This window comes from Amycolatopsis bullii, assembly GCF_014654205.1.
In the GTDB taxonomy this organism is placed as follows: domain Bacteria; phylum Actinomycetota; class Actinomycetes; order Mycobacteriales; family Pseudonocardiaceae; genus Amycolatopsis; species Amycolatopsis plumensis.
Genome location: NZ_BNAW01000046.1, coordinates 46,971 through 60,051, shown reverse-complemented (window position 1 = coordinate 60,051; position 13,081 = coordinate 46,971). Strand labels below are relative to the sequence as shown.

Sequence of the window (13,081 nt, the reverse complement as noted above, 5' to 3'; positions counted from 1 at the left end):
GATGGCTTCCATCACCTACGACAAGGCGACCCGGCGCTACGCCGGTTCGGAGCGCCCCGCGGTCGACGCGCTGGACCTGGAGATCGCCGACGGCGAGTTCCTCGTGCTCGTCGGCCCGTCCGGCTGCGGCAAGTCGACCAGCCTGCGCATGCTCGCCGGCCTCGAGGACATCGACGACGGCGCCGTCTGGATCGGCGACCGCGACGTCACCCAGCTGCCGCCGCGCTCGCGTGACATCGCGATGGTGTTCCAGAACTACGCGCTGTACCCGCACATGACGGTCGCCCAGAACATGGGCTTCGCGCTGAAGATCGCCGGCCGCCCCGCGTCCGAGATCAAGCAGAAGGTGCTCGAGGCGGCGAAGCTGCTCGACATCGAGCAGTACCTCGACCGCAAGCCGAAGGCGCTCTCCGGTGGTCAGCGCCAGCGCGTCGCGATGGGCCGCGCGATCGTCCGCGAGCCGCAGGTCTTCCTGATGGACGAGCCGCTGTCGAACCTGGACGCCAAGCTGCGGGTCTCGACGCGTACGCAGATCGCCGCGCTCCAGCGCCGCCTCGGCGTCACGACCGTGTACGTCACGCACGACCAGGTCGAGGCCATGACGATGGGTGACCGCGTCGCCGTGCTGTCGGACGGCCTGCTGCAGCAGTGCGACACCCCGCGCGCGCTGTACGACCGGCCCGCAAACGCTTTCGTCGCGGGCTTCATCGGCTCGCCGGCGATGAACCTGGTGACCGCGAAGCTGACCGCGGACGGCGCCGAGCTGGGCGGCGGCAGCGTGCGGCTGACCCGCGAGGTCATCCAGGCCGCCGACGGCGACACGGTGACCCTCGGCTTCCGGCCGGAGTCCCTGGAAGTGACCACCGAGGGCCCCGACTCGGTGCCGATCAAGGTCGACCTGGTCGAGGAGCTCGGCTCGGACGCGTACGTCTACGGCAAGCTCGCCGAGACCGACGCCGAGGGCACGAAGTCCAACATCGTCGCCCGCGTCGACCCGCGCACGCCGCCGGCCATGGGCGACACGGTCCACCTGCGGATCCGGCCGGACGAGCTGCACGTGTTCTCCGCCACGTCCGGGGCGCGCCTGCCCTGACCTCGGGTCATGGGAAACTGGAGGGCGCCATGACCTCCAGTTTCCCCCGCGCCCAGGTCGACATCGACCTCGACGCGATCCGCCACAACCTCACCCTGCTGGGCGCCCGCGCGCCCGGCGCCCAGGTGATGGCCGTGGTGAAGGCCGACGCTTACAGCCACGGCGCGCTGCCGGTGGCGCGCGCCGCGGTCGAGGCCGGGGCGTCCTGGCTGGGCACCTGCTCGCTCGGCGAAGCCCTCGCCCTCCGGGAAGCCGGCATCGAGACCCGGCTGTTCAGCTGGCTGGACACCCCGGACGTCGACTTCGCCGCCGGCATCGAAGCGGACATCGACCTCGCCGCCAGCTCGCTGGGTGAGCTTCGCCGCATCGCGGCCGCGGCACAACCGGGTACCCGGGCGCGTGTGCACCTCAAAATCGACACCGGGCTTTCGCGCAACGGCTGCCCGCCCGCCGCGTGGGCCGAACTGGTCGAAGCGGCGGCCGCCGAACCGCGGGTCGAGGTCGTCGCGATCTGGTCCCACCTCGCGTGCGCCGACGAGCCGGAGCACCCGGCCACCGACCTGCAGGCCAAGCGCTTCGCCGAGGCCTACGACGTCGCCCGCGCCGCCGGGCTCGACCCGATGCGGCACCTGGCCAACTCCGCGGCCCTGCTCACCCGGCCCGACCTGCACTTCGACGTCGTCCGGCCCGGTATCGCGATGTACGGGCTGAACCCGGTGCCGCAGCCGGAAGACCTGCGCCCGGCCATGACGTTCCGGTCCGCGGTCGCGCTGGTCAAGCGCATCGCAGCCGGGGAATCGGTGTCCTACGGGCACACCTGGACCGCGCAGCGCGACACGAACCTGGCGCTCGTCCCGGCCGGGTACGCCGACGGAGTCCCGCGGTCGCTGTCCGGCCGGATGGACGTCTGGCTCGGCGGACAGCGGCGCCCGGTCGCCGGGCGGGTCTGCATGGACCAGGTCGTGGTCGACTGCGGTGACTTCGAACCGGCCGTCGGCGACGAGGTCGTCCTGTTCGGTGCCGGGACGCACGGGGAGCCGACCGCCCGGGAATGGGCCGACAAGCTGGGCACCATCGACTACGAGATCGTGACCTCGATGTACCGGCCCCGGGTGCGGCGACGGTATCTGGGGACGAGCGAGTGACACCTTCACGACGACTGCTGGCCATCGCCGGCGGGGTCGGGGCCTTGGCCACCGGGACCGCCGCCGTCATCGCCGTCGCCGCGCAGCAGCGGCGGTACAGTGAGGATCCGTACGTGGACGAGCCGCTGGGGGAGCTGAAGCCCGACCGCACTTCGACGGTCGCGGCCGAGGACGGCACGCCGCTGTCCGTCGAGGAAATCGACCCGGAAGACGGTGGCGAACCGGAACTGACCGTCGTGGGGGTGCACGGCTTCGCGCTTTCGCGCCGCTGCTGGCATTTCCAGCGTCGCGACCTCGCGTCGCTGCGGCTGCCGCGCGTGCGTCAGGTCTACTACGACCACCGCAGCCACGGCCTGTCCGGCGCGGCTTCGGCCGAGACGTCGACCATCGAACAGCTGGCGCGGGACCTGGACTGCGTGCTGCGGTCCGTGGTGCCGGACGGGCCCATCGTGCTCATGGGGCACTCGATGGGCGGCATGGTCATCATGGAGCTGGCCGCCGAATTCCCTGAGCTGTTCGAAGACCGCGTCTGCGGGGTTGCGTTCATCGCGACCGCGGCGGGCGAAGTCGGCGCACGCGGGTTGCCGCGTTCGCTGCTCTCGAAGTACAACCCGCTGACGCGCGCGGCCGGTGGTCTGGCCGGGTGGCAGCCCGGGCTGGTCGAGTTCGTCCGCGCGGCCGGTGGGCAGCTGACCCGCCAAGCCGTGCGCCGGCTGGCCTTCGGCAGCCGGGACGTCGCACCGCGGCTCGTCGACTTCATGCTCGAGATGCTGGAAGTGACGCCGGTGCGCGGGCTCGTCAACTTCGTCGACACGCTCGGCAGCCACAACCGCTACGCGGCGCTCGCCGGGTTGAAGCACGCGGAAGTGCTGGTCATCGGCGGCGATTCGGACCGGTTCACGCCGTTCGCGCACGCCGAGCGGATCGCGGCCGAGCTGCCCGACGCGGAGCTGGTGCGCGTCCGCGGCGCCGGCCACATGGTCCAGCTCGAGCAGCCCGAGCTGGTGAACAGCCATCTGATCGATCTCCTGCAACGCTGTTCCGGTGTGGACGGCGTGACCTCGTCCCGGCGAACCTGGTGGTGGCAGCGTTGAGTTTCGTGTTCCCGACCCCCGAAGAGACCATGGACTTCGGGCGGGCCCTCGGCCGCGTCCTGCGGGCGGGTGACCTGGTCCTGCTGGCCGGGCCGCTCGGCGCGGGCAAGACGACGCTGACCCGCGGCATCGCGGACGGCCTCGGCGTCGGCGGCCGCGTGAGCTCCCCGACGTTCGTGTTGGCCCGCGTCCACCCGGCCGGTGCCGCGGGCGTGCCGCTGGTGCACGTGGACGCGTACCGCCTGGGCGGCGACCTGTCCGAATTGGACGATCTCGACCTCGACACGGACCTGGAGCGCTCGGCCATCGTGGTCGAGTGGGGCGAGGGTTCGGCCGAGCGGCTGTCGGAGGACTACCTGGTGGTCCGCCTGGACCGCCGCGAGGACGACGTCCGCGAGGTCACCCTGGAGCCGCACGGCACCTGGGCCGACCGCGTCCCGGAGCTCACGCCGGCGCAGTGAATGACTCATTCCTGGCGTCCGAAGCCAGGAATGAGTCATTCACTGCGGTTGGACGCCGCTCTCAGCCGCCGTTGTACTGCTGGTAGGCCGGTGCCCGGAACGTCCTGGTGCCGGCGCCCGCGATCCTGTCGACCGCGCACAGGAACTTCGGCCCCATCTTCGCGGTGGCCTGCCGGACCGGGTGCGTGGCCCCGAAGTCCTCCGGGTTCGCCTGGCCGTGCGCGAACATCGAGTAGATCAGCACCGGCTTGCCCGCCGTGTCGAACATGATTCCGGCCTCGTTGCGGCCGTCGTTCAGCCAGCCCGCCTTAGTGGCGATCCTCGCCCGGTCGGCGGACGACATCTCCCGGCGGATGCCGTCGGTGAACGCCACCGGCGACCGCAGGATGGACAGCAGGTACTCCGTCGACGCCGGGCTCAGCAGGGTGCCCGCGACCAGCGCCTTCAACAGGTCGTGGGTCTCGCGCGGAGTGGTCTGGCCGAGGAAGTAGCGGTTCGGGTTGGCCACCGGCGTGACCTGGGTCTTGGGGAAGCCCTTGGCCACCAGGATCTGATTGATCTCGGCCGCCGGCACCACGAGCCCCACCAGCCGGACGCACGTGTCGTCCGAAACCGTGAGGAACAGCGACAGGACGTGACCCAGCGTGAACGCGCTCGGGTACGCCCTGTCCAGGATGACGATGCCGTCACCACCCGGCACGACGATGCTCGCCGGCACCTGGACCTGCTGGTCCAGGGTGAGCAGGCCGCGGTCGATCTTGTCCATCAAGGTGACCGCGACGGCCACCTTGTTGACGCTGTAGGCCTCGACGACCTCGTCGGACGCCACGTCGACGGCCACCTGGTCGGCCACGCTGATGCAGGAGTTCCAGGTGCCGCCCGCCTCAGCGGCCGCGGCGTCGTAGACGCTCTTCACTTTCTGCCTGGCCCGGTCCGGGGTGGCCGGGCTGGCCTCGATGTCTGCTTCCTGCGCGGACGCGGGAGAGCCGGCCAGAATGCTTCCGGCGGCGACGGCGGTCCCCAAACCGAACGCCGCGCGCCTGTTGAGTCGATACCCCATCGCAGGATCCAACCAGACCTCGTGAGTGAGAAACAGTGTTCTAACCCTGTTTCTCACTCACGACCGCGCGGGCGACGCCCAGGTCCACCAGGTCCTGCGGGCGCAGGTGGAGCTGGTTGGCGATGTCCGGCACCTCCGACGCCGGGCGCTTGAGGATCGCCGCCGCGGCTTCCGGGGACGTCACCGAGAAGTACGCGTCCGGCGCCACCCACGTCGACCCGGCCGCGGCGAAGGCCAGCGCTCCGCCCGAGCCGCCTTCGCCGATCACCAGGGTCGTCACCGGGACCGACGCCGTCGCCACCGCCGCGAACATCTCCGCGATCGCGCCGCCCACACCCGCCTGCTCCGCCGCCGCGTCGTTCGCCGCGCCCGGGGTGTCCACCAGGGTCAGCACCGGGATGCCCAGGCGGGACGCCAGCCGCACCAGCCGGGCCGCCGTCCGGAAGCCCGACGGCAGCGTCGGTGTGCCGCACTGCGCCGCGTACGCGATCGTCCGCCCGTCACGCCAGCCGAAGCCGCACGCGACGCCGGGATCCGCGCCGCCCACGCGGTCGCCGCTGATGTCCTCCCGCCAGTCGAAGTACGCGTCGAGGTACTCCGCCGCCCGGGCCCGCTCCGGTGAACGCGCCGCCTGAACCGCTTCCCAGCCCGTCGCCGGCAGCGAAGTGGCCCGCAGCGCGGAAGGCGGCGGTGCGGCCGCCGAGGAACGCGCGGTCAGCAGCCGCAGCCACCGTTCCAGCGCCCCGCCGAGGTCCTCCGGCGCCACGACGGCGTCGACCTGACCCCACTCGTGGTGCGCTTCCGCGGTGTACGCCTCGGGCGAATCCGGCGGGCGCACCCGCGAGCCGGCGAACCCGACCTGCGCCTCCGGCAGCGCGAGGACGATGTCGGCGCCCGCGCCGAGCGTGGCCCAGCCGCCGCCGGTCGTCGGGTCGCGCAGCACCGAGATCCGGGGGATGCCCATCGACCGCGTCAGCGCCGACGCCCGGGCCACCCGCTGCAGCTGCATCAACGCGCGCATGCCCTGCTGCATGCGGCTGCCGCCGGTCGCGATCAGCGACACGACCGGCAGCCGCGCGTCGCGGGCGTGCGCGAACGCCGCCTCGATCCGGTCGCCGGTGCGCTGCCCGAGCGAGCCGCCGAGGAACCCGAACTCGAAGGCGATCAGCACGGCTTCGGCGTCACCGATCTTCGCCGTCCCGCAGACGACCGACTCCTTCTCGCCGGTGCGTTCTTCCGCGGCGGAACGCGCTTCCCGGTAGTCCGGCCAGCCGATCGGGCCGTCGGCGGGCTCCTCGCGCAGCGGGGTCGGGAACTCCGTGAACCCGCTCGCGATCGCGCCGACGACCTCGCGCGCGGGCAGCCTAGGCACCGAGCGCCCGCTTCATGACCTTGCCCATGTCGTTGCGGGGCAACGCATCCAGGTACCGGACGACCCGGGGGCGCTTGTGCGGTGCGAGCAGTTTCGCGACGTGGTCGGCGAGCTCGTCCGCGGCCGGTGGCTCCCCGGACGGCACGATCCACGCGACGATCCGCTCGCCGAGGTCGTCGTCCGGCTCGCCGGTGACGGCCGCTTCGGCGACGCCGGGGTGCTCGAGCAGCGCGTTCTCGATCTCGCCCGCGCCGATCTTGTAGCCACCACTCTTGATCAGGTCGGTCGCCTTGCGCCCGACGATCTTGACGTACCCGTCGGCGTCGCGCGTCGCCATGTCGCCGGTGCGGAACCAGCCGCCGTCGAACGCGGCCGCGGTCGCGTCCGGCCGGTTGAGGTACTCGGTGAACAGGTTCAGGCCGCGGACCTGGATCTCGCCGACGCTCTCGACGTCGTCGACCACCTCGCCGGCGTCGCCGACCAGCCGCAGCTCGACGCCCCGCAGCGGGACGCCGACCGTGCCGGGCTTGCGCTCGCCGTCGGCGCGGACGCTGGTGTTCATCAGCGTCTCGGTCATCCCGTAGCGCTCGACGACCTGCTGGCCGGTCGCCGCGGTGATCCGCTGGTGGTCGTGCACCGGCAGCGCCGCGGACCCGGAAACCAGCAGCCGGGCGTGGCGAAGCGCGTCCGCCAGCGCCTTGTCGGTGCCGACTTCACCGGCGATGCGGTGGTACATCGTCGGGACGCCGAACAGCATCGTGGCGCCGTTCGCGAGTTCCCGGGCGACGCCTTCGGTCGAGAACCGGCCGAGGTGGCGCACCGAACCGCCGCGGCGCAGCGGGCCGAGGATGCCGAGGATCAGCCCGTGCACGTGGAACAGCGGAAGCGCGTGCACGAGGACGTCGTCGGCCGTCCAGCCCCAGGCGTCCTCCAGGGCGTCGAGCGTGGTCGCGAGGGCGCGCCGGGGGAGCACGACACCCTTCGGCGGGCCGGTGGTGCCCGAGGTGTAGACGATCAGCGCGGGGGACTCGGGGTCGGGTTCGTCCGCGAGTGGCGCTTTCCCGCCGGTCAGGGGGATGTCCCGGCGGGGCAGGGCGGCGAGGCCGGCGGGCAGCTCGGCGCCGGGTTCCGCCAGGACCAGCGCTGGTTCGCTGTCGGCGAGGATGTGGGCGAGCTCGCGTTCGCCGATCTTCGGGTTGAGCGGCACCGCCGGCACCCCGGCGACCAGCGCGGCGACGACCGCGACGCTCGTGTGCAGGGTCGGTGTCGCCCAGACCGCGACCCGGCCGGGCGGCAGCTCGCGGGCGAGACCGCCGGCGACGGCGGCGAGGTCGTCGTAGGTCAGGGCGTGGTCGCCGAAGCGCAAGGCTTCCTTCGCGGCACCGGCGACGAGCGTGGGGAACAACGGGTCGGGCACCGCGGGGACCTCCCAGTGTCGGACTCGATCAGCACGTTACCGCGCGGATCGGTCCCCTGCAGCAACCAGGCGAAGACGCTGGTCGTAGGCTGGGACACCGTGTTGGTACTGGCGATCGATACCTCGACCCCGGCGGTGACCGCGGGCGTCGTCGCGCTGGAAGGCGGCTTGGTCGAGACGCGCGGTGAGCGCGTCACCGTCGACCCCCGCGCCCACGGAGAGCTGATCACGCCGCACGCGCTGGCCGCCGCCGAAGCCGCGGGCGTGACCCTCAAGGACCTCGACGCGATCGTCGCCGGCGTCGGCCCCGGGCCGTTCACCGGCCTGCGCGCCGGGATGGCCACCGCCGCCGCCCTCGGCCACGCCCTGGGCATCCCGGTGTACCCCGTCTGCAGCCTCGACGCACTGGCCGCCGACGTCCCGCCGGGGGACAACGCTTTCCTCGTGCTCACCGACGCGCGTCGCCGCGAGGTCTACTGGGCCGCCTACGATGCCGCGGGGCAGCGCACCGACGGCCCGCACGTCCAGCGCCCCGCCGACCTCGAGACCGAGGTCAAGGTGGCGGCCGGCGACGGCGCCCTGCTGTACGCGGACGCGCTGGGCGTCCGGCCGGTCGAGCCGCGCTTCCCGTCGCCCGCGGGCCTGGTGAAGGTCGCTCGGAGCGCTCTTCTGGGGAAGGAACCGCCGGCCCCGCTGACGCCGCTGTACCTGCGACGTCCGGACGCCGCCGAGCCCGCGGCGCCGAAACGGGTGACCGCTCCGTGAGACTCGAGCCGCTGCGCCGCATGGACATCGCCCGGTGCGTGGAGATCGAGAAGATCCTGTTCCCCGGCGACGACCCGTGGAGCGCCCGTGCCTTCCACTCGGAGCTGGACGCGGGCAACTTCTACCTCGCCGCGCGCCCGGACGAGGGCAACGAGCTGCTCGGCTACGCCGGGCTGGCCGTCGTCGGGCGCCGCCGCGGCGAGTACGAGGCGACCGTGCACACGATCGGCGTCGCGCCCGAACACCAGGGCCGGGGCATCGGCAAGGCGCTGCTGCAGGCGCTGCTGGCGCGGGCCGACGAGTTCGAGGCGCCGGTGTTCCTCGAGGTCCGCACGGACAACACGACCGCGCTCGCCCTGTACGAGCGCCACGGCTTCGAACGGCTCGGCATCCGGAAGCGCTACTACCAGCCTTCCGGCGCCGACGCGTACACGATGGTCCGCCCGGCGCGGACGCGAGACGGGGTGGCGGGCTGATGGCACGCATCATCATGGGTATCGAGAGCTCGTGCGACGAGACCGGCGTCGGCCTGGTCCGGCTGCACGACGACGGCACGGTCGAGCTGCTGGCGGACGAGGTGGCTTCGAGCGTGGAGCAGCACGCCCGCTTCGGCGGCGTGGTGCCCGAGGTCGCCAGCCGCGCCCACCTGGAGGCGATGGTCCCGACGACGTCGCGGGCTTTTTCTGCTGCCGGACTGTCGATGTCCGATGTGGACGCGATCGCCGTGACGGCCGGCCCGGGGCTGGCCGGTGCGCTGCTGGTGGGCGTCTCGGCGGCGAAGGCGTACGCGACGGCGCTGGACGTGCCGCTGTACGGGGTCAACCACCTGGCCGGGCACATCGCGGTGGACACGCTGCAGCACGGGCCGTTGCCGACGCCGTGCCTGGCGCTGCTGGTTTCCGGTGGGCACACGCAGTTGCTGCGGGTGGACGACATCGCTTCGTCGTTCACCGAGCTGGGGTCCACTGTGGATGACGCGGCCGGTGAGGCTTACGACAAGGTGGCGCGGGTGCTCGGGTTGCCGTACCCGGGTGGGCCGCCGATCGACAAGGCGGCCAAGAACGGGAATCCGACGGCGATCGCGTTTCCGCGGGGGATGGCTGGTCCGCGCGATGCTGCGTTCGACTTTTCGTTCTCCGGTTTGAAGACTGCGGTGGCGCGCTGGGTCGAGGGGGCCGCGCGGCGGGGGGAAGAGATTCCCGTGGACGACGTCGCGGCTTCGTTCCAGGAGGCTGTGGCCGATGTGCTGACGGCCAAGGCGGTCCGTGCTGCGAAGGAGCAGGGGATCGACACCATGGTGATTTCCGGTGGGGTGGCGGCGAATTCGCGGTTGAAGGAGCTGGCGGCGGAGCGTTGTGCGGCTGCGGGGATCGAGTTGCGGGTTCCTCGGCCTCGGCTGTGTACGGACAATGGCGCGATGATTGCTGCTTTGGGTGCGCACGTCGTGGCGGCGAAGCTCCCGACGACCCCGCTGGACTTCAGCGCGAACCCGGCTCTGCCGGTGAATGTGGTGTCGCTTTAGCCGCCGGTCGTGAGTGGTAAGGCGGGTTCTAACCCTCTTTGCCACTCACGAGGGGTCTGGGACTCAGGAAGCCGAAACGGTGAACCGGAGCCGGGTCCCCGCGATCGGCGGCGGGCGCTCGGTCTCGGTGATCGCGCCCGTCGCCGCCTCGGCGACGACCGATCGCCACAGCGACTCCGCGGGCGCGTTGTTGCGGTCGAACGACAGCGTCCACTCGCCGGGGTGGCGGGCGAACAGCAGTCTCGCCGCGCGGCGGCCCACTCCACGGCGGCGGTGCCGGCGAACGACGAAGAACTCGGCGACGTTCCACGACCCGTCGTCGTCGACATCGCCGCGCAGCAGAGCGAAGCCGCCGAGCGTGCGGTCGACCGTGATGAAGTACGCCTCGCGGCCGGGCTCGGTGAAGTACGGATCCAGGTAGCGGTAGGTGAACGTGCCGTGCGGGGTGAGGTCGAGTTCGCGGATCTCGGAGAAGTCGTACTGGTAGAGCTGGAGCACGTTCGCCAGCACCGGTTTGTCCGCCTCGGCCACGGCGGCGAGTTCGACGTCCACCCGCGCCAGTGTCATGGACCTCGGCACCCGCCCGCGACCGAATTACGAAGCCGTCGCCGGGGTTGCGGTTCGTACGGCCAGTAGTTCCTCGATCGCCGCGATTGCCCGGGCCGCCGCGTTCCCTTCGCCGTACGGGTTGCCCACCTGGGCCGGGCGCAATTCGCCGCTCAGCAGCCGCGCTGCCAGGTCCACTATTCGCGCCGTGTCGGTGCCCGCCAGCCAGGCGCAGCCCGCCTCCACCACCTCCGCGCGCTCGGTCACGTCTCGCAGGACCACCACCGGGGTGCCGAATGTCGGGGCCTCCTCCTGGATGCCGCCCGAATCCGTCAGCACCAGGGATGCCAGGCGCAACGCGCGGACCAGGTCCGGGTACTCCAGCGGGTCCGTCACCGTCACCCGGGGGAGGCCGGCCAGTGCCGTCTCCACCTGGGCGCGGACCTGCGGGTTGGGGTGGGCCGGGAACAGCACCTGGACGTCCGGGTGCTCGGCCACGATCAGCTGCACCGCCGCCAGCGTGCGCTCCAGCGGCTCGCCCCAGGACTCGCGGCGGTGGGACGTGACCAGCACCAGCCGCTCGCCGGCCTCCGCGAGCTCCATCTCCAGCAGCGCCAGTGCCGTGTCGCGAGCCGGGAGGTCGCGGGCCGCGATCTCCAGCACCGCGTCGACCACCGTGTTGCCCGTGACCGCGATCTGTTGCCGCGCAACGCCTTCGGAGCGCAACGCCGCCGCCGCGCCGAGGGTCGGGGCCAGGTGCAAGGCCGCGATGCGGGACACCATCTGCCGCGCGCCCTCCTCCGGGAACGGTGCCGCGAGGTCGTGGGTGCGCAGCCCGGCCTCCAGGTGCACCACCGGGATGCCCAGCCAGAACGCCGCCAGCGCGCCGGCGAGCGTCGTCGTCGTGTCGCCCTGGACGACCAGGGCCGCCGGGGCGTGGCGGCGCAGGGCGTCGTCGAGGGCCGGCAGCAGGCCCGCCACCAGCTCGGCCTGGCCGCCGGTCACCCGCGGTGGCACGTCGAGCCAGGCGTCGACGGCCAGGCCGAAGGGCTCCAGAGCCTGCTCGACCATGCCCGGGTGCTGGCCGCTGTGCACCACCACCGGGCGCAGCACCGGGTGCTCCGCCAGCGCCAGCGCCAGCGGCGCGAGCTTGACGGCTTCCGGCCGCGTTCCGGCCAGCAACATCACGTCCACCCCGTGCCGCCCCTTCTCCACATCATCGAGTGTCCAGCAAATTTCCGGCTATGGGTGCCGCCCGGCGGGGCCGCCGGCGTGCGAGGGGCACACGCCGGCGGCCCCTTTCTCACTCCCGCGCCCGGGAGAGACGGCGGTTGCGGCGGTGGACGGCGATCAGCGCGACGGTCCCGAGCAGGACCAGCAGCACGCCGACGGCCAGCCACCACCCGATGTCGGCTCCGGTGGCGGCGAGGGTGCCCACCCCGCCCCCGGCCACGCCGACTCCGGCGCCCGGCATCTTGTACATGTCCGACCTCGCTCAGGCCTGCGCGGAACGGCGGCGGAGGATGCGGGTGCCGACCGGCACCGCGACGGCGCCGAGCAGGCCGAGCCCGATCCAGAGCCCGGCGCCGGACGCCAGCGGCATCGGCGGCGCGGCCGGGCCGCAGGTCGCCGACGACACGATCACGTCACCGTCACCGAGCGCCTTGAGCCCTCCGCCGAGCAGCTTCACGTGGACGGCGTTCACCGTGAGGCTGCCGTCGGGGTTCTTGACCTGCTCGTTCAGGATGATCGTCGCGACGTTGAGCGCGCCGAGGCCGACCTTGATCTGCGTGTTCGCGGCCGGGGCGGCGTCGACCGCGCCGACGCTGCCGAGGTTCGCGCCGACCAGTTTCGTGCTGCCTTCGACGCCCTTCTGCGTCGCGGTGCAGACGGCCTCGACGAGCTTGATGCCGACGTCGCCGAGAGCCGCCTTCAGCAGCGGCAGCGTGACGTCGGCGGTGCTCGCCTTCGCCGTCACCGCACCGGAATTCTCGTCACGCTTCGCTTCGGCGTTGATCACGCCGGCGGTGAGGATGCCGGGGACGTCGGCCTTCGCCAGGCTGCTGCTCGTCGGGCCCGCGGTGGTCGCGGCCGCGAACGGGCCCGCCTTCACCGCGTTCTGGCCGAGCAGCTTGACGTCGACCTTGACGCCGTACGCGGACCCGTCGCCGGGGGCCGCCGAAGCGGGGGCCGCGCCGGCGAGCACGACGCTCGCCACGACCGCGGCGAGCAGTCCGCCGCGGCGCACGAGGGAGCTCTTCATCAAGTGGTCCTCCGAATTCGCTGGATTTATCGGGGGTGCGTGACGGCGGCGCGGATCGAACCGGCTTGCCTCGAACTCGGCACGCGGATCGACTATCGCGAAGACCGGCCCGAATAGCACACAAAATTTCCCGAATCACCGGATCGGGTAAGGCTGGATGCCGTTTCCGCTGGTCGCTCTCGATGTCACTCGAATGGCGTAACAAGTTCGACTGAAGACCAACCGATTGGGGCGGCTTTTCCACCCCTCCGAGTGGAAACGGGGTGCACACATGTCCTACGCTCGCCCGTGCCCGCAACTTGATCGGGAATTCCGACACCGAGAGGAACGTCGTGGCGGTAGC

General features: G+C 72.1%; 14 protein-coding genes. 7 read left to right on the top strand and 7 right to left on the bottom strand.

What is annotated here, in order from left to right; translation table 11 throughout:
• Window position 1: 1 nt before the first annotated feature.
• Genes IE317_RS35100 through tsaE form a run of 4 tightly spaced genes read left to right on the top strand, consistent with a single transcriptional unit; the run spans window position 2 to window position 3,793 of the window.
• Window positions 2-1,093, top strand: coding sequence for an ABC transporter ATP-binding protein (locus IE317_RS35100; protein ID WP_191315666.1), 1,092 nt, complete (start codon window positions 2-4; stop codon window positions 1,091-1,093).
• A gap of 29 nt (window positions 1,094-1,122) precedes the next feature.
• Complete coding sequence (gene alr / locus IE317_RS35095; RefSeq protein WP_191315665.1) at window positions 1,123-2,238, top strand: alanine racemase; 1,116 nt, start codon at window positions 1,123-1,125, stop codon at window positions 2,236-2,238.
• Window positions 2,235-3,332: an alpha/beta fold hydrolase gene (locus IE317_RS35090; protein ID WP_191315664.1), complete on the top strand. Its 1,098-nt coding sequence runs from the start codon at window positions 2,235-2,237 to the stop codon at window positions 3,330-3,332. Before alr ends, IE317_RS35090 begins: the two co-directional genes overlap by 4 nt.
• A complete protein-coding gene (tsaE, locus tag IE317_RS35085; RefSeq protein ID WP_191315663.1) occupies window positions 3,329-3,793 on the top strand; it encodes a tRNA (adenosine(37)-N6)-threonylcarbamoyltransferase complex ATPase subunit type 1 TsaE in 465 nt (154 codons plus the stop codon). The genes IE317_RS35090 and tsaE overlap by 4 nt, the downstream gene beginning before the upstream one ends.
• Window positions 3,794-3,854: 61 nt before the next feature.
• On the opposite strand, the gene IE317_RS35080 is transcribed toward tsaE, so the two are convergent.
• The 3 genes from IE317_RS35080 to IE317_RS35070 all read right to left on the bottom strand — a co-directional run bounded on the left by IE317_RS35080 (window position 3,855) and on the right by IE317_RS35070 (window position 7,642).
• Window positions 3,855-4,817 (bottom strand): serine hydrolase, encoded by a 963-nt coding sequence (locus tag IE317_RS35080; protein WP_191315691.1) that lies wholly within the window; start codon window positions 4,815-4,817, stop codon window positions 3,855-3,857.
• Window positions 4,818-4,893: 76 nt separating this feature from the next.
• Entirely contained in the window at window positions 4,894-6,225 is a 1,332-nt protein-coding gene (locus IE317_RS35075; RefSeq protein ID WP_191315662.1) for a carboxyl transferase domain-containing protein, read from the bottom strand.
• Window positions 6,218-7,642 carry an acyl-CoA synthetase gene (locus IE317_RS35070; protein WP_191315661.1) on the bottom strand — a complete coding sequence of 475 codons (1,425 nt, stop codon included), beginning with the start codon at window positions 7,640-7,642 and terminating at the stop codon, window positions 6,218-6,220. The genes IE317_RS35075 and IE317_RS35070 overlap by 8 nt, the downstream gene beginning before the upstream one ends.
• A gap of 99 nt (window positions 7,643-7,741) precedes the next feature.
• On the opposite strand from IE317_RS35070, the gene tsaB reads away from it, so the two are divergent.
• From tsaB to tsaD, 3 genes are read left to right on the top strand one after another with little or no spacing between them, the layout of a single operon-like run.
• Entirely contained in the window at window positions 7,742-8,407 is a 666-nt protein-coding gene (gene tsaB, locus IE317_RS35065; RefSeq protein ID WP_191315660.1) for a tRNA (adenosine(37)-N6)-threonylcarbamoyltransferase complex dimerization subunit type 1 TsaB, read from the top strand.
• Window positions 8,404-8,883: a ribosomal protein S18-alanine N-acetyltransferase gene (gene rimI / locus IE317_RS35060; protein WP_191315659.1), complete on the top strand. Its 480-nt coding sequence runs from the start codon at window positions 8,404-8,406 to the stop codon at window positions 8,881-8,883. The genes tsaB and rimI overlap by 4 nt, the downstream gene beginning before the upstream one ends.
• On the top strand, window positions 8,883-9,929 hold the full coding sequence (gene tsaD / locus IE317_RS35055) for a tRNA (adenosine(37)-N6)-threonylcarbamoyltransferase complex transferase subunit TsaD (RefSeq protein WP_191315658.1): 1,047 nt from the start codon (window positions 8,883-8,885) through the stop codon (window positions 9,927-9,929). Before rimI ends, tsaD begins: the two co-directional genes overlap by 1 nt.
• Before the next feature lie 63 nt (window positions 9,930-9,992).
• On the opposite strand, the gene IE317_RS35050 is transcribed toward tsaD, so the two are convergent.
• The 4 genes from IE317_RS35050 to IE317_RS35035 all read right to left on the bottom strand — a co-directional run bounded on the left by IE317_RS35050 (window position 9,993) and on the right by IE317_RS35035 (window position 12,738).
• Window positions 9,993-10,481 carry a GNAT family N-acetyltransferase gene (locus IE317_RS35050; RefSeq protein WP_191315690.1) on the bottom strand — a complete coding sequence of 163 codons (489 nt, stop codon included), beginning with the start codon at window positions 10,479-10,481 and terminating at the stop codon, window positions 9,993-9,995.
• 42 nt (window positions 10,482-10,523) lie between these two features.
• Entirely contained in the window at window positions 10,524-11,669 is a 1,146-nt protein-coding gene (gene wecB / locus IE317_RS35045; RefSeq protein WP_191315689.1) for a non-hydrolyzing UDP-N-acetylglucosamine 2-epimerase, read from the bottom strand.
• Window positions 11,670-11,778: 109 nt separating this feature from the next.
• Window positions 11,779-11,958, bottom strand: coding sequence for an LPXTG cell wall anchor domain-containing protein (locus IE317_RS35040; protein ID WP_191315657.1), 180 nt, complete (start codon window positions 11,956-11,958; stop codon window positions 11,779-11,781).
• Between the two features lie 12 nt (window positions 11,959-11,970).
• Window positions 11,971-12,738 carry a choice-of-anchor P family protein gene (locus IE317_RS35035; RefSeq protein ID WP_191315656.1) on the bottom strand — a complete coding sequence of 256 codons (768 nt, stop codon included), beginning with the start codon at window positions 12,736-12,738 and terminating at the stop codon, window positions 11,971-11,973.
• Window positions 12,739-13,081: the final 343 nt, after the last annotated feature.